Annotated in this window: 13 protein-coding genes; 10 read left to right on the top strand and 3 right to left on the bottom strand. The window is 38.1% G+C overall.

The genetic code is table 11. From position 1 onward, the window contains the following. Positions 1–28: 28 nt before the first annotated feature. Complete coding sequence (locus FW778_RS02680; RefSeq protein WP_150413050.1) at positions 29–2,386, top strand: ABC transporter permease; 2,358 nt, start codon at positions 29–31, stop codon at positions 2,384–2,386. 167 nt (positions 2,387–2,553) lie between these two features. Here FW778_RS02680 and FW778_RS02675 read toward each other — a convergent pair whose 3' ends face one another. After that, positions 2,554–3,783, bottom strand: coding sequence for a metallophosphoesterase family protein (locus FW778_RS02675; RefSeq protein ID WP_150413049.1), 1,230 nt, complete (start codon positions 3,781–3,783; stop codon positions 2,554–2,556). Between the two features lie 291 nt (positions 3,784–4,074). Here FW778_RS02675 and FW778_RS02670 point away from each other — a divergent pair, with 291 nt between their 5' ends. From FW778_RS02670 to FW778_RS02650, 5 genes are all read left to right on the top strand, one after another. Beyond that, positions 4,075–6,450, top strand: coding sequence for an ABC transporter permease (locus FW778_RS02670; protein WP_150413048.1), 2,376 nt, complete (start codon positions 4,075–4,077; stop codon positions 6,448–6,450). A 56-nt stretch (positions 6,451–6,506) separates the two neighbouring features. Continuing rightward, positions 6,507–8,906 carry an ABC transporter permease gene (locus tag FW778_RS02665; RefSeq protein WP_150413047.1) on the top strand — a complete coding sequence of 800 codons (2,400 nt, stop codon included), beginning with the start codon at positions 6,507–6,509 and terminating at the stop codon, positions 8,904–8,906. Between the two features lie 45 nt (positions 8,907–8,951). Continuing rightward, complete coding sequence (locus FW778_RS02660; protein ID WP_150413046.1) at positions 8,952–11,414, top strand: ABC transporter permease; 2,463 nt, start codon at positions 8,952–8,954, stop codon at positions 11,412–11,414. 80 nt (positions 11,415–11,494) lie between these two features. Then, positions 11,495–13,891, top strand: coding sequence for an ABC transporter permease (locus FW778_RS02655; RefSeq protein WP_150413045.1), 2,397 nt, complete (start codon positions 11,495–11,497; stop codon positions 13,889–13,891). A 6-nt stretch (positions 13,892–13,897) separates the two neighbouring features. Further along, positions 13,898–16,333 (top strand): ABC transporter permease, encoded by a 2,436-nt coding sequence (locus tag FW778_RS02650; protein ID WP_150413044.1) that lies wholly within the window; start codon positions 13,898–13,900, stop codon positions 16,331–16,333. Between the two features lie 120 nt (positions 16,334–16,453). Here FW778_RS02650 and FW778_RS02645 read toward each other — a convergent pair whose 3' ends face one another. Further along, positions 16,454–18,643, bottom strand: coding sequence for an HAD-IIB family hydrolase (locus FW778_RS02645; RefSeq protein ID WP_150413043.1), 2,190 nt, complete (start codon positions 18,641–18,643; stop codon positions 16,454–16,456). Positions 18,644–18,842: 199 nt separating this feature from the next. Here FW778_RS02645 and FW778_RS02640 point away from each other — a divergent pair, with 199 nt between their 5' ends. The 4 genes from FW778_RS02640 (at position 18,843) to FW778_RS02630 (ending at position 24,981) form a co-directional block, all read left to right on the top strand. After that, the gene (locus tag FW778_RS02640) at positions 18,843–20,315 is read left to right on the top strand and encodes a glycoside hydrolase family protein (protein WP_150413042.1); all 1,473 of its coding nucleotides are present in this window, start codon (positions 18,843–18,845) and stop codon (positions 20,313–20,315) included. Positions 20,316–20,352: 37 nt separating this feature from the next. Further along, positions 20,353–20,520: a hypothetical protein gene (locus FW778_RS23005; protein WP_202552049.1), complete on the top strand. Its 168-nt coding sequence runs from the start codon at positions 20,353–20,355 to the stop codon at positions 20,518–20,520. A 432-nt stretch (positions 20,521–20,952) separates the two neighbouring features. Beyond that, positions 20,953–23,550 carry a M1 family metallopeptidase gene (locus tag FW778_RS02635; protein ID WP_202552048.1) on the top strand — a complete coding sequence of 866 codons (2,598 nt, stop codon included), beginning with the start codon at positions 20,953–20,955 and terminating at the stop codon, positions 23,548–23,550. A gap of 219 nt (positions 23,551–23,769) precedes the next feature. Further along, entirely contained in the window at positions 23,770–24,981 is a 1,212-nt protein-coding gene (locus FW778_RS02630; protein ID WP_150413041.1) for an exo-beta-N-acetylmuramidase NamZ family protein, read from the top strand. 130 nt (positions 24,982–25,111) lie between these two features. Here the strand turns inward: FW778_RS02630 and FW778_RS02625 are convergent, their stop codons facing one another. After that, positions 25,112–25,498: a DUF302 domain-containing protein gene (locus FW778_RS02625; RefSeq protein ID WP_150413040.1), complete on the bottom strand. Its 387-nt coding sequence runs from the start codon at positions 25,496–25,498 to the stop codon at positions 25,112–25,114. Between the last annotated feature and the right edge of the window lie 41 nt (positions 25,499–25,539).

Below are 25,539 nucleotides of genomic sequence, written 5' to 3'. Positions count from 1 at the left end.
CAATATTTAAAATTTTAAAAACATTTTTATGTTCAAAAATTATTTTAAAACAACGTTCAGAAATCTTTGGAAAAATAAGGGATATAGTTTTTTAAACATTGGTGGCCTTGCTATAGGCATTGCCTGTGCCGGCTTAATATTTTTATGGGTTGAAGACGAACTTACCTTCAATCATTACTTTAGCAACAGGGATAATCTTTACAAAGTTAAAGACCGTCAAACCTACGACGGCACTACATTTACGTTTGATGCAACGCCCGGCCCTTTTGCAGCGGGAATAAAATCTGAAATGCCGGGTATTAAAAATACCGCACGAACAACCTGGGGTAACAGCGTTCTATTTTCATTGGACGACAAAACGATTTACCAGCAAGGATTATATGTTGATTCGCCATTTTTGAAAATGTTTCAACTTCAGTTTGTAAAAGGAAATGCCACCAACGCATTTTCTCAATTGCATTCAATAGTTGTTTCAAAAAAGATGGCAAATAACTTTTTTGGTACTACTAACGTTATCGGTAAAACGCTGAAGGTTGATAACAAAGATGAATATATAATTTCAGGGGTAATTAAAGATCTTCCTGAAAATGTTTCATTCAAATTTGATTGGCTATCGCCTTTTAAAATATATGAAGACCAGAACCAATGGTTGCAATATTGGGGCAATAACGGTGTGGTAACTTATGTGGAGACTCAACCTAATACTAATGTTGAACAGATCAACAAAAAGTTATATGGCTATATTCAAACCAAGCAAAAGGAGACGAATGCAAAAATGTCTATCTATCCTATGAACAGGTGGAGAATGTACGACAGCTTTGAAAATGGGAAAGAAATTGCTGGCAGGATAAAGTATGTCAACCTCTTCAGTTTAATCGCATGGATTATTTTAATTATCGCCTGCATCAATTTTATGAACTTATCAACAGCCCGTTCAGAGCAGCGTGCAAGAGAAGTGGGCGTAAGAAAGGTTTTGGGTGCGGGTAAATCAAAGTTGATAAGCCAGTTCATCGGCGAATCTATTTTTACATCGGTGCTCGCTGCAATACTTGCTGTTGGTATTATATATCTTTCATTGCCGGCTTTTAATAGTCTTGTTGAAAAGCAACTATCCGTTAACGTTGCCAATCCTTATCATATAGGAGCATTATTGCTTATCGCTTTAATATGCGGTTTAGTTGCCGGTAGCTATCCTGCATTTTATCTCTCTTCTTTCAACCCGGTATATGTTTTAAAAGGAATCAAAATTAAGACCGGCGGGAGTGCCGGATTAATAAGGAAGGGTCTTGTTGTTCTGCAATTCTCAATCTCGGTTGTTCTTATAATTTCTACTATAATAATATACCAGCAAATAACCCATGTAAAAGACCGTGAGCTTGGTTATAATAAACAAAACCTTGTGTATATGTATATGCAGGGTAAAATGAGACAGCATTTTAATGTTATAAAAAATGATTTGCAATCTACCGGTGTGATAGAAAATGCCGCTTTAAGCAATAGCCAGGTGTTACAGCTTGGAAGTAACACCGGCGATTTTACCTGGGAAGGAAAAGATCCTTCGAAGCAAGTATTAATAACCGTAGAAGGAGTAAGTCCCGAATATACTGCCACCATGGGGATGCATCTTAAAGACGGAAGGAATTTTTATCCTGATGGAAAAACTGACAGCAGCAATGTTATTATAAATGAATCGCTGGCTAAAATACTCAAGAAGAAAAATGTATTGGGCACTATAGTTACGCAGGGAAATACCAACTATACAATTGTAGGTGTTGTAAAGGATTTCGTATATAATAATATGTATGCTTCGGCTGCGCCTTTAATATTGTTTTCCGATACTTCAAATTGCAATGTTTTATCTATTCGAATAAAAGCGGGCGCTCAACTTCCCGCAGCGCTTTCAAAAATTGAAGCAGTAATTAAAAATGATAATCCCGGTTATCCTTTCGATTACAGTTTTGTTGATCAGCAATTTGATAAATTATTTAAAACAGAAACGTTGATTGGAAAATTGGCCAGCGTGTTTTCGATATTAGCCATCTTTATCTCCTGCCTTGGTTTATTTGGGCTTGCTGCTTATACTGCCGAAAAGAGAATAAAGGAAATTGGTATCCGCAAAGTGTTGGGTGCTAGTGTGAAAGGCCTTGCAAGCTTGCTTTCAAAAGAATTTTTACTATTGGTTGCCATATCCTGCCTTATCGCATTTCCTGTTGCATTGTGGATGATGTATGATTGGCTTAATGGCTATGCATACAGGGTAAAAATAAGCTGGACTGTTTTTGCTTTAGCCGGTGTGCTTGCTTTATTGATCGCTTTATTAACTGTAAGTTTCCAGGCAATAAAAGCTGCAATTGCAAATCCGGTGAAGAGTTTAAGAAGTGAATAGTAATATCAATAGTGCTAAGCTTTGGATTTAAGAAATTAAAAAAAAGATTTGATCTTTCCGGAGAGATTACCCGATTGATATTACACGAATTAATTATTGTGTAAGAATCATATGTCATATGGGATTTTTGTCCGCGAAATTTTTTAAGGCAGAGCAAAAAATTCTTTTCAGCCCAATCCATTTGTTTTTAAATTGACAATTATTTTTTCAAATGATTGCTTTTGAAAACCCTGCTGATTTTGCAATACCTCAATCATTTCTATTGTCAGATGTAAATTAGTGGCTGTTACTAAAAGGTAACCATATCCAAGCAAGCATTTATCATAAGTGTGATCACCGGTTCTGCTGCCATCTGCTTTTTTTAAACCTGATGCTAATCCATGGCCGCCGCAGCCTGCCACTATATAAGGTATGGATACTTCTTTTCCTTTAAAAGAAATAAAACGGGTGTAACGCTGGTAATCGTGGTCATGAGCTGCAATTACGGCGTCAGGGAATACTTCGCTTTTTGTACAACAGTCATCAATATCTTTAAGCATTTCTACACTGGAACTGTGTCCGCCGCTGCTGAAAGGTGGATGATGTACTGCCAGCAGCAATGCTTTTCTTAAATTTTGTTTCCGTGTTTTTTTTATTCTGATGAGTGTTTTTGTAAGCCAGTCCTTTTGTTTTTTACCGATTGACGGTGCTGATATAAATCCGGGCCCTTCAGCAACATTTGAATATAGCCCGATTATATCTATGAAAGGTGTATTTAAAACCCAGTAAACTCCTGGCTGACTTATCATTTCGCGATAAATAGTGCCCGCAGCTGGTGGAACAGCGGGCTTTGGCTGGCAAAAATTTCTTATGAATGCATCAAGTGTTGTCTTTTGCCCACTGCTTATTCCTTTCCAAGTATATAATTCACCATCGTGATTGCCTGGTATTGCAATTATTTTGCCGGGGTATTTTTTGTAAGGAATATAAAATTGTGCCTGGTAGCCCTGGTCGGTATTATCATAATAATTTACATCTCCAAGATGCAAAAAGAATGCAGGTGATTTTTCGGGATGATGTATATTATAATCAAGAGACATAGCCTCTGCCACTAATTCCTGCATAACACCGCTTTCATGTCCAGTGTCTCCTGCTGCATGAAAAATAATCGACTTAGCATTTTCTATTTCTGTTACACCAGCATTTCCGATAATTTCATCAAGTGACATCGTAGGTTCTCTTTGTGGTAGTGGTATACTTTCCAATTTCGTGCTGATATAATCAGTCATCTGTTTACCTATGCCCGGAATAGTTTTTCTTTTTTCAGGTGCAATATCAGTGAAGAACGGATGTGCATACCGCAGAATCTGTTGTTTGTTTTGTTTTACAGTGGCTTTAGCAGTTGGTGATTTTGACATTATAATTATTTTTCACTTAAAAGGTTAAATTAATAATTGAAAATGCAAATAATAAATTATTCGAGAAAATATTTATTAATAAATTTCAATACCGGTAATTCTTTTATTTATTGATTGATCCGTTTGACGTTCAACTATTTGGTTCTATAAAAACGAACATATTCTGTATCAAAATCGTACAGTGATAGGCATTCATCTCGTTCTTATTCCCTGATTATCATCTTAATAGCATAACGGCATTGCCATTGTATAAATTTTAACGGCATCACCCGATATTTTATAAGAGTTTATATGATAAAGAATTTTTTCAAAATTGCATACCGAAATCTTCTTCGCAATAAAGGTTTTTCTTTTATTAACATTAGTGGCCTCGCCATAGGCATGGCAAGCGCTGTGCTTATTTTGTTATGGATCCAAAATGAAATGAGCCATGATAAATTTCATGCAAAGTCAGATCGTATCTATACATCCAACAACCGCGATAAATTTAATGGCCAGGTATTCGCGTGGTCTACGACACCTAAGATATTGGGACCAACACTTAAATTGAGTTATGCTTCGGATGTGGAAGATGTGGTAAGAAGCAACTTTGCTAATTTTTTATTTACCGTTGGTGATAAACATTTGAATGTTCAAGGCAATTTTGTTGACTCCGGCTTTCTCAACGTATTTAGTTTTCCATTGCGGGAAGGCAATGCCACACAGGCTTTAAGCGGCGATTATAACCTTGTGATTACTCAAAAACTTGCGAAAAAATTGTTTGGAAACGAAGAAGCAATGGGTAAAGTGATACGCATTGACAGCGTTGATAATTTTAAAGTTACCGGTGTATTGAAAGACTTACCGAATAATACTGTTTTTAAATTTGAATACCTTTTGCCATGGTCTTACATGAAGAAGATTCACCAGGACGATGATAGCTGGGTGAACAATTCTATTCAAACATATATTTTGCTAAAGCCCGGCATATCGCAGCAGACATTTGATGCGAAGATTAAAAACATAACGATTAATCATACAGTAAATACTTCGTCTCCGTCAACCACACAGGTATTTACACAACTCTTCCGAGATCAATGGCTCTACTCAAAATCGGAGAATGGAAAGTATGTAGGTGGAAGAATTGAACAGGTAAAACTATTTGCCATCATTGCTGCATTTATACTGCTGATAGCCTGCATCAACTTTATGAACCTAAGTACCGCACGAAGTGAAAAACGGGCAAAAGAAGTAGGGATCCGTAAAGTAGTTGGGGCGCAAAAGAATTCTTTGATTATCCAGTTTATAAGTGAAAGTATTTTGCTTGCTTTTCTTGCAGGCGTACTCGCAATTATTATTGTGGAGTTAAGCCTTGGTGGTTATAATACGCTTGTAGGGAAAGAACTCTATATTGATTTTGACAATCCTTATTTCTGGGTTATAGCCATTGGGTTTATTTTATTCACCGGTTTGCTTGCCGGTAGTTATCCTGCATTTTATCTCTCGTCTTATCAACCGGTAAAAGTTTTAAAAGGAACTTTCAAAGCTTCGCATGCATTAGTAACGCCACGTAAAGTGCTGGTGGTATTGCAGTTTACTTTTGCAATCGCTTTAATCATTTGTACCATTGTCGTTGTTCACCAGATAAAATATGCGCAAAGCCGCGATGCCGGTTACGATAAAGATAAACTGGTGTACACTTTTATACAGGGCAATAATGAAAAAAATTATGAACTCATAAAAAACGAATTGCTCAGTTCAGGCACGGCTGTTGCCGTTACAAAGTCTATGAGCCCTATAACACAGCGCTGGAGCGATAGCTGGGGTTTCAGCTGGCCCGGCAGCAAACCGGGTGATAACAAAACTGATTTTGTAAGATTTTCGTCTGATGCTGACTTTGTAAAAACAATGGGCGTTACACTAAAGGAAGGCAGAGATATTGATATTAAAAATTATCCTACTGATTCTAATGCAATGCTGTTGAATGAAACTGCGGTAAACATTATGAAGTTAAAAAATCCGGTTGGCACAACCATAAGGGAAGACGGTGGGGATGAATGGCATATAGTTGGCGTTATAAAAGATTTTGTTTTTGAATCGCCTTACCAGAAAATACAGCAGCTTATGGTATCAGGCCCTAAAAGCTGGTTCAATGTAATTCATTACAGGCTAAACCCGTCGATGTCAACAGGTAAAGCATTGCAGATGGCAAGGCAAATATTCAATAAATATAATCCCCAATATGGGTTCGATTACCATTTTGTTGATGACGCGTATGCGCAAAAGTTTGAGCAGGAAAAACGTACGGGAACATTAGCAGGATTGTTTGCAGGGCTTACCATTTTTATTTCATGCCTCGGATTGTTTGGCCTTGCAACTTATATGGCGGAGAATCGCATTAAAGAAATTGGCGTACGCAAAGTGCTGGGTGCAAGTGTAACCAGCATAACAACATTGCTGTCAAAAGATTTTTTAAAGCTGGTAATTATTTCGTTTGTTATTGCATCTCCCATTGCGTGGTATGCCATGAATAAATGGCTGCAAGCCTATACGTACCGCGTAGATGTTGAATGGTGGATTTTTGCGGGTACAGCATTGCTATCAATAATCATAGCAATACTAACGGTTAGTTACCAGGCAATAAAGGCAGCAATAGCAAACCCGGTGAAGAGTTTAAGAAGCGAATAATGTTGAACCGTAAATGTAAAAGATCAGACACATTATAAAATAGCAAATCACATTTCATGTTAAAAAATTATTTTAAAACTGCTTTCAGAAATCTCCGCCGCAATAAAATTTATTCATTCATCAACATTGCGGGCTTAAGTATTGGTCTGGCTTGTGCCATGCTTATTCTTTTATATGTAAAAGATGAAGTAAGCTTTGACAAGTTTCATAAAAATGTCAACAACATTTATCGAATAGTATCAAAAAACAAACATAACGGTGTAGAGTATAAGGATGGTGTTACAGGCTTTTTGCAAGGACCCAGATTTACACAAAACGTTCCAGGTATCAGATCATTCGTTCGTGTTCAAACCGGCGCGGAGGATATTAAAAGTGGCGCTGAAATTCAGTCACAGGATGTGTTGCACGTTGATTCAGGTTTCTTTTCTGTATTTACCTTTCCATTGTTAAATGGTAACGCCGCAACTTGTTTAAAAGAACCTCATTCTGTTGTGTTGTCCGAAGATGCTGCAAAGAAGCAGTTTGGCACAGCAGATGCCATTAATAAAATAATGATGATAAAAGAGGACAGCGTTTTTGTTCCATTTAAAGTGACCGCTGTTGCTAAAAGATGTCCGCAAAATTCTTCCATACAATTTAACGTGTTGCTGCCATTTAAAGAGTCTGATGCAGATGCACAAGACAACGATAACTGGTTTAATTTTTTCCTGAACACTTTTGTGGTTTTGAATGCAAATACCAATGTGGCAACAGTCGACAACCAAATGCAGAAATTTTATATGAAGGATGCGGGAGCGACTTATAAAAAAATGATGGAAAAATTTGGAGGCGTCATTGATGCAGGCATGGGAACTTATTACCTGCAATCCTTTACCGATATGCACATGAATACAGAACTTCCTGCACAAAACGGCTTATCAAATGCAAGTAACCCGATGTATTCCTACATACTTTCAGGCATTGCGTTATTTGTATTGCTCATAGCTTGTATAAACTTTGTAAACTTAACTGTGGCACGTTCTGTAAAACGTGCAAAAGAAATCGGTATTCGTAAAGTAGTTGGCAGCGGCAGAAATCAATTAATATTCCAGTTCTTAGGCGAATCGTTTTTATTATGTTTTATTGCCTTCTCCCTGGCATTAATAATCGTGCAATTGATATTGCCTGTTTTTAATGAATTGTCCAATAAAGCGCTGTCTATTTCTTATTTGTTTGATGCAAAATTGATTGCAGGTTACCTGTTGCTGTTTCTTATAACGGGCATGCTTGCGGGCTTCTATCCTGCACTTGTTTTGTCTGGCTATAACCCTGTTCAAACTTTATACAGCCGCTTCAATCTGGCCGGTAAAAGCTATTTGCAAAAATCGTTGGTGGTGTTGCAATTTGCCCTGGCTTCGTTCTTAATTATTGCCACGTTTACAATTTATGCGCAATTTAATTTTCTTACAAAAACTAAATTGGGCTATGATGACAGCAATATTGTTGTAGTGAACAAGGATCAGGTGAAACATAGTGAAGCAGCTATATTTAAATCTGAACTATTAAAGAATTCAAACATAGTTGATGTTGCAGCAAAGAATGGCGGTCAGTGGATGACAGGAGCAAGGCTGGCCAACGATTCATCGATCAACTTTAACTATGAAACGGTCGACGAGGCCTACATACCTGAGTTAAAAATTCCGTTGGTGCAAGGAAGAAATTTTTCCAAAGCTTTCCCGTCAGATTCTACTAACGCTGTACTCGTAAACGAAACTTTCGTGAAACAGGCTGGATGGAAAAATCCAATTGGACAAATCGTCAACTTCTTTTATAACAACAATGAAATTTATCATGTTATCGGCGTGGTAAAAGATTATCATTACCTGGCATTGAATCAAAAAATAGGTCCTCAATTATTCACCATGAAGAATGATAATTTATATGGAACGTTCAACATAAAAATAAAGCCGGGCTCCGAAACTGAAAGTCTTAAGTTCATACAAAGAACTTTCAAACAATATTTTCCTTTAAGTCCTTATTCATATGTGTTTAAAGATGAGCAAAAACTTAAAGATTACGAATCGGAGGCTAAATGGAAACAGATCATTTTATTTGGGGCCATCTTAACGATTTTTATTTCCTGTATTGGCCTGTTTGGGTTATCAGTTTTATCTGCCGAAAAACGAACCAAAGAAATTGGTATTCGAAAAGTACTAGGCGCTTCGGTAAATAATGTTGTTACCATTCTTTCGAAAGATTTTTTAAAGCTTGTTTTTATTGCACTCATGATTGCCATACCGGTTGCATGGATGACGGCAAATAAATGGCTGCAAAATTATCCTTATCGTATTAATTTGAACTGGTGGCTATTTGCTATGGCAAGTTTGCTTGTGATTATTGTAGCGCTTGCCACAGTGAGTTTCCAGGCCATAAAGGCCGCAGTAGCAAACCCGGCAAAAAGCTTACGAACGGAATAATTTTTTATACCAGCATCACTACAGTATACGCCTAAATGATTTTATATGATGAAAAATTATTTCAAAGTCGCGTGGAGAAATTTAAGAAAAAATAAAACTTTTTCTGTCATCAATATCGCAGGGCTTGCTATTGGTATGACCGCTTGCTTGTTGATACTCCAATATGTAAGCTTTGAGTTAAGCTATGACCGGTTTAATAAAAACGCTGCGGACTTATACCGTGTTACCAACGATCGTTACCAACATGGGAAATTATTGCAGCACGGCACCATTACCTATTCTGGCGTTGGTCCGGCATTGCGAAATGATTATCCTGAAGTAATTAATAATACCGGGGTGGAACCGTTTAAAGAAATGGTGTTGACCTATGGCGATAAAAAAATTGGAGAGCAATCAGTCCTGGCGGTGGATAATTCGTTTCTTTCTATGTTCTCTTATCCCATCACCACGGGCGATGGAAAAGACGGGCTAAAGAATCCAAATGAAGTAATACTAACTGAGAAGCTTGCACGCAAACTGTTTGCCATTACGAATAATAATTTTCAACCAGTAATCGGAAAATTAATTGTTATCTCCAGGGACTCGATGCCTTATAAAGTAACTGCTGTTTGCAAAGATGTTCCGGAAAATTCTCACTTGTCGTTTGACTTGCTCGTTTCATACAGTACATTGTATAGTGGCGGAAATGGTAATTGGAAAGAAGCTAATAATGATTTTACAGATTCGGATTTCTGGCATTATATAGAATTGAAACACGGAGCCGATTATAAAAAGCTGGAAGCAAAACTAACTGCCTTTAGTCAGAAATATTTTCATGGTGATAAGGTAAGCGGCAGCGATGAAAAGTTTTTATTACAGCCTTTAACGAGAGCTCATTTATATTCTGATTATGAGTATGAAATTGGTAAAACAGGAAGCGCTACTGTAGTTTGGGGTTTGTTTATCATTGCCGTGCTGATTATAATTATTGCATGGGTAAATTATATCAATCTCTCAACTGCAAAATCGATGGAACGGGCAAAAGAAGTGGGCATCCGTAAAGTCACTGGCGCCACCAGGATGCAGTTAATTCGCCAATTTCTTACAGAATCAATCATCATCAATCTCCTGGCTTTATCTGTTGCCGTTGTAATGGTGGTTATTGCACAGAAGGGATTCAATAGTTTAACAGGCCATCAATTATCGATGGTATATTTATTCTCAACCGGTTTGAGTGGCTATGGAATTACCGTTGGCATTGTTGCCCTTATGTTTATCGGCATAACGGGTTCAGCCTTTTACCCTGCGTTAATATTATCTGCGTTTAGACCTATATTGGTTTTGAAAGGAAAATTTACCACTTCTGCTAAAGGAATTTTATTTCGCAAAATATTAGTTGTGGGTCAATTTGCCATAACAGTGACGCTTATTATAGGTTCATTTGTAGTGTACAAACAAATAAGATATTTGAATCAACAGGACCTCGGCATGAACCTGTCTCAAATACTGGTAGTGAAGCCGCCGATACTTACGCGGTGGGACTCGACTTTTATCAGCAGGGAGAATAGTTTTAAAAATGAACTGAATCAAATACCAAATGTAAAAGGGGCTTCCGTGACGGGCAGAATTGCAGGCGATGAATTGTCAAGAGCGTTTAACATTCAACGAACTGATGCTAACACCGAAAGCAGGTTTACTATGCGCAATGAAAGTATTGATGCAGATTTTATAAACGTCTATGACATTAAATTGCTGGCTGGAAGAAATTTTATTAATACAGATTTTAATCCCAACTGGAATAAACTGCATAATATTATGATCAATAAAACTGCGGCCACGCAACTTGGATTTCATTCCAACCGCGAAGCAATTGGTAAGCCAATTAAGGCTTTTGGAAGAAATTTTGACATCGTCGGGGTTATTAATGATGTGCACCAAAAGTCTTTACGGTATCCCCTGGAACCAACTATATTTTTGCCGAGTTATGGCACCGATAATCCCATATCAGTAAAAGTAAGTTCGAAAGATGTGGCATCTACAATAGCTTCTATAAAAGCGAAGTATGCCACTTTTTTCCCGGGTAATTTTTTCGATTATTATTTTGTTGATGAAAAATTCAACAGGCAGTACATTGATGACCAATTGTTCGGAAAAGTGTTTGGGATCTTCGCAGGCTTTGCAATCTTTATCGCGTGTCTTGGTTTATTTGGCTTGTCACTGTTGGCTACGGCTCAACGTACAAAAGAGGTTGGTGTAAGAAAAGTGTTAGGTGCATCCGTTTCCAATATTGTGCTGCTGCTCTCAAAGGACTTTATCAAACTGGTGTTAATAGCTTTTATAATTGCGTCGCCTGTGGCATGGTTTGTTATGCACAACTGGTTACAGGATTTTGCTTATCGCATAAATATAAAATGGTGGGTTTTTGCATTGGCAGGATTGCTTTCTGTTTTCATTGCTTTGGCTACAATCAGTTTCCAGTCAATAAAGGCGGCCGTAGCTAGTCCGGTAAAAAGTTTGAGAAGCGAGTAACAATAATAAAGTTTTAAACATGAGGTTTGAATCGTGACCTAAAAGTTTTTCGTTTTATGTGCAAATTAAATACTTAGTTTATGCTTAAGAGTTATATTAAAATTGCGGTTAGAACATTATCGAAAAACAGGCTTACGTCATTCATTAATATTTTTGGTCTTGGGCTAAGCATGTCCGTTGGGTTAATGATTATGATTCGCCTGCAGGATCAATTGAGTTATGATAATTTTCATCCGCATCCCGACAGAACTTACCGTGTTACCAGTGGTTATGCAAAGAAAAACGCGGAGACATGGAAAATGGCGAGCACCCCATTGCCGCTATATGATGAACTTTTAAAAGAAAGCAGCTTTGTAGAAGAGGCTGTAAACATATACCCGGCTTTTAATGGTAAAGCAACCGCTGCCGGAAAAGAATTATATCTTAACGGGGCATTTACTGAGCCGTCATTTTTCAAAGTGTTCGGATTTCAGTTATCATCCGGTAATGAACAGACAGCGCTGCAAATGCCTAACTCAGTTGTGATTAATAAGTCAACAGCGTTAAAATATTTTGGTGCAACAAATCCCATAGGCCAGGTCGTTAGTATGGAAAACGGTGACGATTTCGTCATCAGCGGGGTTCTTGAAGATATACCTGGCAAGTCTCATATTAATTACGATGCCTTCGCATCTTTCAGCAGCGTGGCAAATTTGGAAAAAAATAAAATTCTTCCCGGTAAATCAGCTGACTGGTTCGCATTTAATACAGCTTATACGTATGTGCTCTTAAAAGAAAATGCGCACCTGTCAAGCCTTTCACAAAATTTGCGATCTGTTTCCAATGAGTTAAATAAAATAAACAAAGCTGGAGCCACTTCGTTTGGCATTCAGCGTATTGACAAAATTACACCCGGCACCGATGGGTTAAGTAACGATATCGGCAATGGCAGTTCGTGGACTAAATTATATTTTGAAATAGGTGTGGCGCTGTTAATTTTATTGGCTGCATGTTTTAATTATACTAATCTCACTATCGCGAGAGCATTAACAAGAGCCAAAGAAGTCGGTATAAGAAAAATCGTGGGAGCCCGCCGCCGCCAGGTGTTTACACAATATATTGTCGAATCAGTTTTACTGGCCTTTGCTGCGCTTTCATTTGCTTGGCTTATTCTTTCCTTTATTATTCATTATGCGCCTTTCAACGACGATTATGAGTTTATACCTTCAACGGCTCATTATAATGCTACGCTCGTTTATTGGTCGGCGGGCTTTGCGGTATTCACGGGGCTAATTGCAGGTGCATCGCCTGCCTGGATATTATCTTCGTTTAAGCCTTTACGTGTGTTGAAGAATTTATCAACGGCAAAAATATTGGGTAAGGTTAGTTTGCAAAAGGCGTTGATTGTGTTTCAATACAGCCTGTCGCTTATCATTATTATTTTTCTGTTTGCTTTTTACCGCCAGTTCTCTTTTATGGCTAAAGCGAGCCCTGGTTTTAGAAAAGATAATGTGATGGTAATGCCGCTACAAGGCGTTGATGAAAAAATTGCGGCGCAAAAAATAAGTACGGTAAGCGGTGTTGAATCTGTCTGCGCCATGTCATCACAGTTTGGAAAACATTTTCAAGGCATGAGTATGCCGGTTTGGATCGGAAATAAAAAGGATGCATTGTCTCTCAATTATTATTATGCTGATGAGCAATTTATTCCTTCTATGAAAATACCTTTTATTGCTGGTAATAATTTTCCTTCGGCATCTAATGTAAACGGCGAGCAATATATTATCCTGAATGAAAAAGCGGTTCATGCCCTTGGCATTCGTAAAATTGAAGATGCGCCGGGCCAAAAACTCTCGATCAATGATTCAACCAAACTGCAGATTGCTGGTGTGGTAAAAGATTTTAGTTATGAAAATGCGGGCAAGCCCGTTGCTCCGTTAGCTTTTAGAAACAAAGAGAATGCTTACAATTATTTATATGTGGTTACTGGTCCGGGCAAGAAGGATTTAATTTCAAATCATATAAAAAGTGAATGGAAAACATTTACGCCCGATCAGCCATTTACCTACTCATGGCTAAACGATGATATTGATAAAAATAATTCCCAAGCCGCTACCGTTTCCCTGTTGGGCTACCTCGCAATTATAGCGGTAGCCATTGCAACTTTGGGTTTACTTGGCGTTGTTGTTTATTCAATTGAAGTAAAACAAAAAGAAGTAAGCATAAGAAAAATAATTGGCGCAAGCGAGCAACAATTAGTACGGATGTTATCAAAAAGATTTATTAAGCTTTTATTTATTGCGGGGTTTATTGCAATGCCCATAGGATACACAGCAGGATTTTTATTATTACAAAATTTTGCTTCACGGGTTAGTTTCGGAATTTTTAGTCTGTTATTATGTTTCGCTTTATTATTATCAATAGGTCTTTTTACAATTATATCACAGACCTACAAGGCTGCGGGAAATAACCCGGTAAAAAATTTAAGATCAGAATAATAAACTATGATGATAAAAAATTATTTTAAAACTGCGCTTAGAAACTTTCGACGCAATAAAATTTTTTCCCTGATTAATGTACTCGGCCTGGCCATTGGTATCAGTGCATCATTGGTTATTTATTTGCTCGTTAATTATCATTTTACTTTTGACAAGTTTGAAAAAGATAATGATCGCATTTATCGAGTTGTATCCAATTTTATTTTCTCAGGCGAAGTATATCGCAACTCCGGCGTTACATCACCATTGGGGCCGGCTGTAAAAAAGGAGCTAACGGGACTTGAAGCAGTTGTTCCCTTTCGTACTGTTGATGACGTGAAGGCCAGCATTCCTTCAGCAAAAGATCCGGTAGTTTTTAAGCACCAGAAAAATGTCGTTTTCGTAAATGAGGACTTTATGAACCTGCTCGGTTATAAATGGTTAGCTGGCTCCGCAAAAACTTCTTTAAGCCAACCCTACCAAACCGTACTTGCTGAAAATGTTGCCAAATTATATTTTCCAAAACTTTTGCCACAGGAAATTATTGGTAAACGAATTTATTTTAATGATACGGTTCCCGCTGTAGTATCAGGTATTGTAAAAGATATTGAGCAAAATACCGATTTTACGTTCTCAACTTTTATATCAAGAGCTACGTTAGAAAATGCAAGCTTGACACCCGAAGATTGGACTGAGTGGGGCAATACAAGCTCTGCGTCTCAGTTGTTGGTAAAACTATCACGAGGCAGGAAACCCAAAGAAATTGAAACGGCTATGTATGCCTTGTATAAAAAAAACAATAAGCCTGATCCTGATGATAAAAGCAAATCATCTTTCAAATTGCAACCATTAAGTGACCTGCATTTTAATTCAGATTATGGTGGGTATGATTTGCCACTTGCCAGTAAACCTACTTTATATAGCTTGCTTGCTGTTGCAATATTTTTGCTATTGCTTGGCTGTATCAATTTTATAAATCTTACAACAGCGCATGCTGCTCAAAGGGCAAAAGAAATTGGAATTCGAAAAACATTAGGCAGTTCAAAAAAGCAGTTAATCGTCCAGTTTCTTAGTGAAACATTTTTGCTTACATTTATGGCTACCGTTATGTCGGTCTTTTTAACTCCATTAATTTTAAAGGCATTTTCAGGGTTTATTCCTGATGGGCTTCATTTTAGTTTGACGACTCATCCCGGTATTTTACTTTTTCTGTTGATGCTTATAATTGTGGTTACAATTTTAGCTGGTTTTTATCCTTCAATGATTCTCTCAGGATATAAGCCTGTATTGGTTTTGAAGAACCATGCATATGCAAACACCGGTAAAACCCGCAATGCCTGGTTGCGCAAATCTTTGACGATATCACAGTTTGTAATCGCCCAGGTTTTTATTATGGCTACTATTCTGGTGAGTAAACAAATAACTTATTCTCTCAATAAAAATATGGGCTTTAAGAAAGATGCAATCATACATTTAAGTATGAACTACTATGACACTGTAAAAAGCCACAAATTTGTTTTCATGGATAAACTTAACAGCATTCCGGGCATCAGGATGACGAGTTTAAGCAACAGCCCGCCCTCATCAAACAGTACGTGGAGCCAAACCATTAAATACAAAGATGGAAAGAAGGAAGTGAACACAGATGCTCAGATAAAAATAGCAGATACAAACTATATTAAATTATTCCAAATAAAATTACTGGCAGGATCGAATATTTCTCAGAGCGATACTACAAGTGAGTATCTCATTAACGAAACATACGCCCATATTTTGGGCTTCCACAAATTAGATCAGGCGGTAGGTAAGCTTCTGAATAAAATTCCTATAACCGGAGTTATAGCAGATTTTAATCAACATTCTCTCCATGATCCAATTAAGCCGTTGGTGATAGCCAACGGTATTAACCGTGCAAGAACAATTAATATAGCGCTGATGCCACAGAGCGCAGATGGCAAGGCATGGAAGACTACTATCGCTCAAATTGAAAAAGCATGGAAAGAAATTTTTCCCGACGATGATTTTGATTATAAGTTTTTTGACGAGGACATTGCAAAGTACTACGACCAGGAAAAGCATATTTCAAGCCTGCTGATGTGGGCAACAAGCTTGGCCATTTTTATCAGTTGTCTCGGCCTGCTTGGCCTTGTTATTTATACAACTTCGCAACGAACGAAAGAAATTGGAGTAAGAAAAGTTTTAGGCGCCTCGGTACCCGATATTGTTGCTATAATTACAAAAGACTTTTTATTACTGATTGCTATAGCTTTTATAATTGCCGCACCGCTGGCATGGATAGGAATGAACAAGTGGCTGGCCAACTTTGCGTATCGCACTGATATAAGTTGGTGGATTTTTGTGCTTGGCATTGGAATCATGGTTACTATCGCATTATTTACATTGAGCTTTCAGACTATTAAAGCGGCAATCGCAAATCCGGTGAAGAGTCTAAGATCGGAGTAACAGATTTTAGAATGGTGTTTGCGAATGATGAGTTGTAAACGATATACTAACGGTTAAATATCGAGGCTTGTTCGAGACCTTCCTGTTTTAATTCTGAATTGTTGCAAGAATAGCCAATTCTCAATTAAGATTTAAATCCATAGACGAAATGTGGTATTTAATACCTTCCAATACGCCTTTTGCCAATGGCTCTTTGGTAAAATAAATCAGTTTGTTCTTTCGTAATTCTTCCAGCTCGGGGCTATAGTTTGCCACTACAATTCCTTTCGCTTTTCCTTTTAGCATATCTATATCATTACCGCTGTTGCCTGCTGTTATAAAATTTTCCAGGTCCACTTTCCATTTATAACCCAGGTAACGCACTGCACTTCCTTTACTGGCGCGGAATGGCAGGAGGTCCAGGAAATGATTTTCAGTGAGTAACATTTTAACCCGGAGTTTACGGTCATCCAGGAACTTATATAAATCCGCGAGGTCATCCTGGGTAAAATCATCATCTACATAATAACTAAGTTTAAACCGCCATTGGGCGGCCGGTTCCTGTAAACGAATACCCGGGAATTTTGATAACGCATTTTGCAATTCATTACGCTTCCATTGATAATCTATGTAACTCTCATATCCGTTATCCTGTATAAATTTTTCGGTATAATAAATTTCTGAACCTGCCGAGCATATTAAAATATCGGGGACCGGCATATCATAGGTTTTAAAAGCCTGTTCAGTAATTTCCTTGTTTCTTCCGCTTGCCACACCAAACACTACGTTTTCTTTATTAGCTACGATCCATTCTTTAAATTCGGTTAACCCATCAGATTTTTCTCCGTCTGCTAATGTGCCATCAAGATCTGAAATAATAAAAAGTTTTGCTTTGGCCAGTTTCCTGCCGTAAGCAGTTTTATGAATAAAAGTTGACGCTTCTGTATTTTTTTGACGAAATAGATTTTCAATAATTTCAATGTATTTATTCGTATGCGCAGACCATGAATACAAATGGTCAACGGCTTTTATTCCATTGCCAGAATATTTTTCCCACAAGGCCTGATCGGCTATTATTTTTTTAAGCGCATTGGCAATTTCCGCAGGGTCTTCTACGTCTACGAGTAAACCGTTATCACAATGTTCCAGTATCTCTTTGGGGCCACCCGTGGGCGATGCTATTACAGGGAGTCCGCAGGCAGCGGCTTCTACAATAGTGAGACCAAAATTTTCTCCCGGTGTTGCATTTACAAAAACGCCTTTTTTTCTTGCGGCAACACGGTATATTTCCGGCACTTCAAGTGTTGGATCATTCTTTTTTGGAATTGCCATTTTACCATACAAGTCATATTTATCAAGCAACAATAACAGGTTCGTTAAGATGTCCTGTTCATCAGGGGGCATAAGTGTAATGTCTTTTCTTACCCCGGCAAATATGGCAAGATTTGCCATTGCCTGTAATTCTTTATCCTGACCATAGGATTGAATAAGTCTTTCAAAATTTTTACGTTTATCTGCACGGCCAATGGACAGAATCAATGGTTTTGCAGGATTGAATAAGAAACGTTCTATATCTGAATTGATGCGGTACAATGCCTGCTCCTGTTCTATGGTCATTTTAAAAGAGGGCATATCATACCTGTAAAAGGGATAGAATAGCCCGGTATTTACTCCCGGCGGAATCACTTCAAACCTTCCTGCAGTTTTATTGTTATACAAACCGTACTGCGTATCAATTTCATGTTGCGTGCTTACGATAATTACATCCGCATTTTTCAGCAGGCTTTCTTCTTCATCTATGCGTCGTTCTATATTGAACTTCTCATTTATTTTTTCTTCGGATAGTCCTTCCCGTAATAATATGTTTTTTTTATTACGTCCGAGTGAATGCCCGGTAGCAATAAACGGTACTCCAAATACTTCACTAATTTGTGCGGCAAGATAATTGCCGTCTGCATAATGGCCATGAACTACATCAGGAAAGTCATCTTCTTTTTCTATAAAACGAATTGTTTTATCAATAAACTCATCCAGGTGATCCCATAAGGTTTCTTTTTGACGATAAGAATTGCCCCCGCAGGAGACCCTTACTATGCGGGCCTTTTCGTTTATGGTTTCAATACTTTTTTCATAAGAAGAAGAGACACGTTTATCTATAATTCTGCGGGTAAAAAGATCAACCTTTCGTACCTCGGGATGCTGTGAAAGGTTTTCAACTAATTCAAGAACATATTTAACTTGGCCGCCTGTATCCTTATCTCTTCCAATTTCGGGATCTGTAGACCGTATAAGCCCATGGGGGCTGAATAGTTGTATATAATATCCATTCATGAGTATCTTTTTTCATATTGTCAGGTATGTGTAAAAATAACAAAATCAAATTAACCGGCTTTTCGAGATCAGTTGAAACGCCGGTTTGCCGTTGGTAAACTTCATTTTAGTAGAATGGTATTTTAAGTTCAGGCATTATTTTTATTAACAAACCATCAAAATATTTATTAATTAATTTTGATTAAACAGAAAGAGATATATGTATTCAGGATCGGGATTCAGTGATTGGGAAATTGGCGATATAACGGTGCTCGTACACGAAGGATTTTATCACTTGTTTCATCTTATTATTCCAAACCATGATTATATTGCGCATGCCGTGTCGAAAGATGGTATTTCATGGAGAAGAGTGAACAATGCTTTGTTTGTCGGAAACCCGGGGGAGTGGGACGATGACATGCTTTGGACGATGGACGTGTGTAAAGCGCAGGGCAAATTTAAAATGTATTATACAGGCTTGCAACGAAGGGATCGTGGGGTGATTTCGAGAATTGGACTGGCAGAATCAAACAATCTTATTGACTGGAGAAAGAGCAAAAAAGATATTTATCCTATTGAACCCAAAGGAATCTTTTATGAAACAAAAAATACAAACCCGAGAAAATGGCTGAGCTTTCGGGATCCTTACCGGTTTGAATATAACGGTGAAGTGTACCTGCTTCTTTGTGCCCGAAGTATTGCGGGACCAGTGTCACGCAGGGGTTGTGTGGGACTGGTTAAGATCACGAATGACGTAGTTGAACTGATGCCGCCGTTAGTATACCCTAGGGTATATGATGATATAGAATGCCCTTGCGTGTTTAAGTTAAATGACCGGTTTTACATTATTGGTTCTATAAGGGAGGATATAAAAGTTCGCTACTGGTTTGCTTCTGACTTTTTTGGCGAGTATCATTCCTTTCATGCAGATGTACTATTGCCACAGGGAAATTATGCTGCCCGTATTGTGCAGGATGGAGAACATTTATTAATCTATAATTTTTTCTATGCCTACGGCAAAATTGATGCACTCCGTGTATTGCCTCCGCCGAAAGAACTGGATACAGATAAGAAAGGCAGGTTGGTTTTAAAGAGCTATTACCGCTGGGAGACGATGGTAATGAAAATAATCACCCAAAGCGAATTTGGGGAAGTAGATCATTTACTTTCAAACTCTACTGCCTCTTCAAGCATAGAGCCATCCAAATGGACCTGCGGATCAAGGAGTGGTTATGAAATATTTTGTTTTCAAAAACCTTCACCAAGTTTTAGTTGGGAGGGGGTATTAACGGTTGAGGGTATGGGTAAATTTGGATTGGTGAGTGATATTGATCCGGATGGAAATGGTTATTTTATTTCGTTTGATGTTGCTAACGGATTATTGCAAATACGAGCCTGGGGGTTTAACCCATTAAACAACCGGCAGAATTTTATTTTTACCGATATACAGTCAGGCGTGTTTAATATCGATAGAAAAAATTCTTTTCAATTTAAACTGATACGGTATGGCCGTTATATCGAGCTTTCTATAGATGGTGTAATAAAGCTTACGTTAATGGATTATACTTATTCAGGCAATGCTATTGGATTGTATTCTGCATCATCGGTTATTTCATTGCAAAATTCAGTAGTAAAAGTGCTGCCGGAGCCTGAAGAAGAATATGCCAGCCAGGAAGAAGCACAAAAATTATAGAGCTATAGATGTCATTTCTGACTATTAATAGTTAATTATGAAAGATAATAAAGAGATAAAAGGTGTAATTGACAACTTATTGCAGCAGTTAGATGGTTTATATAATGGCAAATCGTGGGTGACGGAAAAAATTGGGGAAAATATTTTTTCTTACGCAGAAAATCAGTGGCGTTTAAAAAAATTGCCGGTCATTCACATTCTGTAGCGGAGTTGGTAGTTCACATCATCGCTTGGAGAAATTTTTGCGTGCAAAAGTTAACAGGCAATGATGAATTTGATATTGAAGATAATTCCCTGCAAGATTGGGCCGAACCTCAGCACTGGCCTACCATACAAAACGATTTCGAAGTTTGCCGCCAAAACTTTTAACCGCAATCCAAAACTTTCCTGTTGAAAGATGACATTCAATTGTTCCTCTTCGTAGTTACTCCTTCCTGTATCTTATTAATGGAATTCTTGAACATGATTATTACCATTTCGGGCAGATAAATGTGCTGCTTGTTTCGATTAAAAGCATGGAAAATAAGGTGTGTTAGAAGAAAAAACCATTTATCCTTTAATTATTCAATTAGGAATTAATTGACTTAAAACTTTGGGAAAAACCAATAACTTAGCCGCCTTAACTTATAATGTATATATGAAAAATTTAACTCTTGTATTGTTTTTGCTTATGTTGGCTGGCAGCAATGTCTATTCGCAAACAGACACTGCTTCGCATTATGACCAACATATAGCTTTCGCTCCTCTGTTCTACCCATCTAACGGTAATGAATACCGTAGCGCTGGCGGGCAACCTGGCCCTGCTTATTGGCAAAACAGGGCTGATTATAAAATTGTGGCTACGCTTGACACAGCCCAAAAAATTTTGAAAGGCTCTGTGGTGATAACTTATAAAAATAATAGCCCCGATGCTATGAACTTTTTATGGTTGCAGGTTGATCAAAATATTTATAGGGAAGATAGCCGGGCGCAGGCTACTTCATTGATCACTGGCGGCCGCTGGGCTAACAAGTCATTTACCAACGGCGATGAATTATCTTCTGTCGAAGTGGTAATGAATGGCGCCACCACCAAAGCAAAATATAAAGTTTCGGATACGCGTATGCAGGTATGGCTTCCTAAAACACTGCCTGCAAAATCAGGAACCGTACAGTTAAAGATTAATTATTCCTTTGCGGTGCCGCAATATGGCACTGACCGCATGGGAAGGCTGGATACTAAAAATGGCTGGATATATGAAATAGCGCAATGGTATCCGCGCATGTGCGTGTATGATGATATTGAAGGCTGGAATACTTTGCCCTACCTCGGCGCAGGTGAATTCTATCTTGAATATGGAAATATCGATTATACAATTACAGCACCATCTGATCTCGTATTAGTAGGTTCCGGCGAGTTGCAAAATCCAGCAGAAGTTCTTACTTCAACGGTAAGAAGCCGACTTGCACAGGCAAAGAATAGTGATAAGACTATTACTCTTATTGGCGCCAATGAATTAGGTGGCACCTCATATCACCCGGCCAAGGCCAACCTCACGTGGCATTTTGTGTGTAACAATACGAGAGACATAGCGTGGGCTGCCTCTAAAGCTTTTATATGGGATGCTGCACGCATTAATTTACCCGGTGGAAAAAAGGCATTGGCACAATCAGTTTATCCCGTTGAAAGTGCTGGTGACAGTGCATGGAAAAGATCAACAGAATTTGTGAAAGGCGCAATAGAATTATATTCCAAAGAATGGTTTCCATTTACGTATCCGTCTGCTACTAACGTTGCAGGCATAGTTGGAGGAATGGAATACCCGGGAATTGTTTTTTGTTCCTGGAAAAGCAAGGCTGGTGGCTTATGGGGCGTAACTAACCACGAGTTTGGGCATAACTGGTTCCCGATGATCGTTGGCTCTAATGAGCGCAAATATCCGTGGATGGATGAAGGATTTAACACCTTTATTAATGGCGTAGATACAAAAGTTTTTAATAACGGGGAATTCAATAGTAAAACAAATTTACAACGCATGGCGCCTTATATCTTTAAGAAAGATGCCGATGCTATTATGACGATTCCGGATGTGACCCAGCAAAGTTTTCTGGGAATTGCCGCTTATGAAAAACCTGGAGCCGGACTGGATATTCTCAGGTATCATATCCTCGGCGAAGAAAGGTTTGACTCTGCTTTTAGAACATATATTAGCCGTTGGGCTTTTAAACATCCTACTCCCTGGGATTTTTTCAGAACGATGGAAAATGTAAGTGGCGAAGATCTTTCTTATTTCTGGCGTGGATGGTTTTTTACCAATTCAAAACTTGACCAGGGAATAACTAAAATAAAATATGTAGACAACGACCCTGCAAAAGGTGCGTTAATTACTTTGGTAAACCATGAGCAGATGGTACTTCCTGTGCCCTTGCTTATTGAACAGGAAAATGGTAAAACAGACTCTCTGACATTGCCGGTAGAAATCTGGCAACGTGGTGGTGAATGGACTTTCCATTACCCATCAACGGCAAAAATAAAAAAGGTTACTATTGATCCCGACCATGATTTCCCGGATATTAATCCTTCCAACAATACAATGTCGGGGGCACCGCTTAAGCCTGTACCACAGGGCATGTCAGCGAATGATGTAGTAAATTCCTATTTAAAAGCTATCGGTGGCGCAGATAAAATTAAAGACCTTAAAGATATCTCCTACACAGCTACGGGAAGTGTGCAGGGACAGGATATAAAACTGGATTATAAATACAAAGCGCCAGATCATATACTGCAGGCAATTACTTTGTCGTCTTCTAATATGGTTGTGCAAAAAACATTGGTTAACGGCGATAGCGTAAGCATTTCCTCAATGGGCCAGTCACGGCAGGTAGATGATGAAACAAAGAAAAGAATAATGGAACAGTCAATGCCTTTTCCTGAAGTAGATTATTCAAAGCCCGGTTACACGTTAACGTTAGCGCCGGTAATGGAAAATATCGATGATAAAGATGCCTATGTAATAACTATAACATCACCTTCAGGAATTAGCTCCAAAGAATATTTTGATGCAGCAACCGGCTTAAAAATACGCAAGGAATCTACTTCGGGTGACGGACCCAGCGCTATTAGCTTTTCTAATTATAAAGAAGTAAATGGAATTATGTTTCCTTATTCAGAAAACATTTCACAGGCTGTTGACATTCCACTGAAAATAACAGATATAAAGATAAACAGTGGTTTAAACGATGCTGATTTTAAATAATATTTATTAAACGATTAAAAAAAGAGGATATAGCAATGTATCCTCTTTTTTTATGAAGATGACTAGTTGCCTTCATCATTGGGAAAAATAAATGCGTTAAGTTTGAAGAAATAGCCAGATTTAAAATTTGATACTGATAAAATATATTTTGTATCACTTGCTCTTTCATATTTAATTTTTATAAAAAAATTAAGTACACTATTGTAAATAAAATTATCTATGAAAATATTAATTGCCTTACTGTTGATAGCCGCAACTGCCGTGGTATTAAGCTTTGATAAAGGCCCGCAAAAGCACGATAAAAAAATGATAATTACCGGCGCGGATCAAACCGAAAAATACATTGATTATCTGAAAAATAAACGGGTTGCTGTATTAGCAAATCCCACTACCATCATTGGCAAAAGGAGTTTAATAGACAGCCTTATTAAGCGGGGAATAAATATTGTAAAAGTATTTGGCCCGGAACATGGCTTCAGAGGTAATGCCAGCAATGGCGCCAGGGTAGGAGATGAGAGAGATTCTGCTACCGGTATAAAAATAATTTCGTTATATGGAGCTAAGCACAAGCCGTCCGCTACGGATCTTGCCGATGTAGATGTTATGATATTCGACATACAGGACGTGGGCTGCAGGTTTTATACTTATATAAACGTGTTGAAGGAAGTAATGGAGTCATGCGCAGAAAACGATAAGCCATTATTGGTATTAGACCGCCCAAATCCTAACGGTTACCTGGTAGATGGCCCGGTGCTTGACATGCATTTAGCCTCTGGTATCGGGAGGTTTCCTATTCCTATAGCGCACGGCATGACGATTGGCGAATTTGCACAAATGATAAATGGCGAAGGTTGGCTGGCTAATAAAATGAAATGTAAATTGAAAATTATCCCGGTGGCCAACTATACTCACGATATGCCGTACACGCTGCCGGTAAAACCGTCACCCAATTTAAATACACAACAAAGCGTAATGCTGTATCCTTCCGTTTGTTTATTTGAAGGCACCATAATTAACTTGGGCCGTGGTACTTATTTTCCATTTACCGTGTTGGGTGCACCTGCGTTAAAAGATAAGTACACTTTTTCGTTTACGCCGGTTAGTTTACCTGGCATGAGCGAAACTCCATTGCACATGAACGAAGCCTGCTATGGCATTGACCTTAGAAATTATAATATTAACGACCTTAGAAAAACCAAAAGAATTAATCTGCAATGGATGATAGAATTGTATAAAGCGTATCCCTATAAAGATAAATTTTTCGACCGCTCACAAAGCAAGCAAATGGGCAACATTGACGGGCTCTCCGGCGACGCTGAATTTAAAAAACAAATTATGGAGGGAAAATCTGTCAAGGAAATACATGATTCATGGGAGCCTGCGTTATCAAAATATAAAGCCATGAGAAAAAAATATCTTTTGTACCCGTAAGTCATTTTTGTGCCTTGCGGTAATGACATAACATTACTACCTTTAAAGGTTACACGTGATTCGTGAAAGCTTTTTTCTAATAACCCGACTTACTTCTTCCCAGTTAATATGCACTTTTAAAAAAATTGAATTATATCTTGTCAATTACCCTCCGTAACCGTGCGCCGATTTCCGCAGCAATTTCATGCAACTCATCGTTTTCTATCGCTGTCATTGAGGCTACCGGGTCAATAATTGCAATTTCAACCACGCCTGCATCCTTTTCCTGCACGATTACATTGCAGGGGAGCATCGTTCCGATCTTATCTTCGGCCTGTAAGGCTTTATAGGCAAATGGCGGGTTGCAGGCTCCTAATATTTTGTAATTATAGAAATCTACATCCAGCTTTTTCTTCAGCGTTGCTTTCATATCAATTTCAGTAAGAATGCCAAAACCCTCTGTTTTTAGCGCTTCAGTTACATTTTTTACGGCATCGTCAAAAGATGCAGGAACGGTTCTGCTAAAATAATATTCCATAATAAAATTGTTTTAAAGTTTATAAAACGTTGTTCTCGCTA

Source organism: Ginsengibacter hankyongi (genome assembly GCF_008710285.1).
Lineage (GTDB): Bacteria > Bacteroidota > Bacteroidia > Chitinophagales > Chitinophagaceae > Ginsengibacter > Ginsengibacter hankyongi.
Note: the sequence above shows the minus strand (reverse complement) of the source record. Positions and strands in the feature narration are given on the sequence as shown.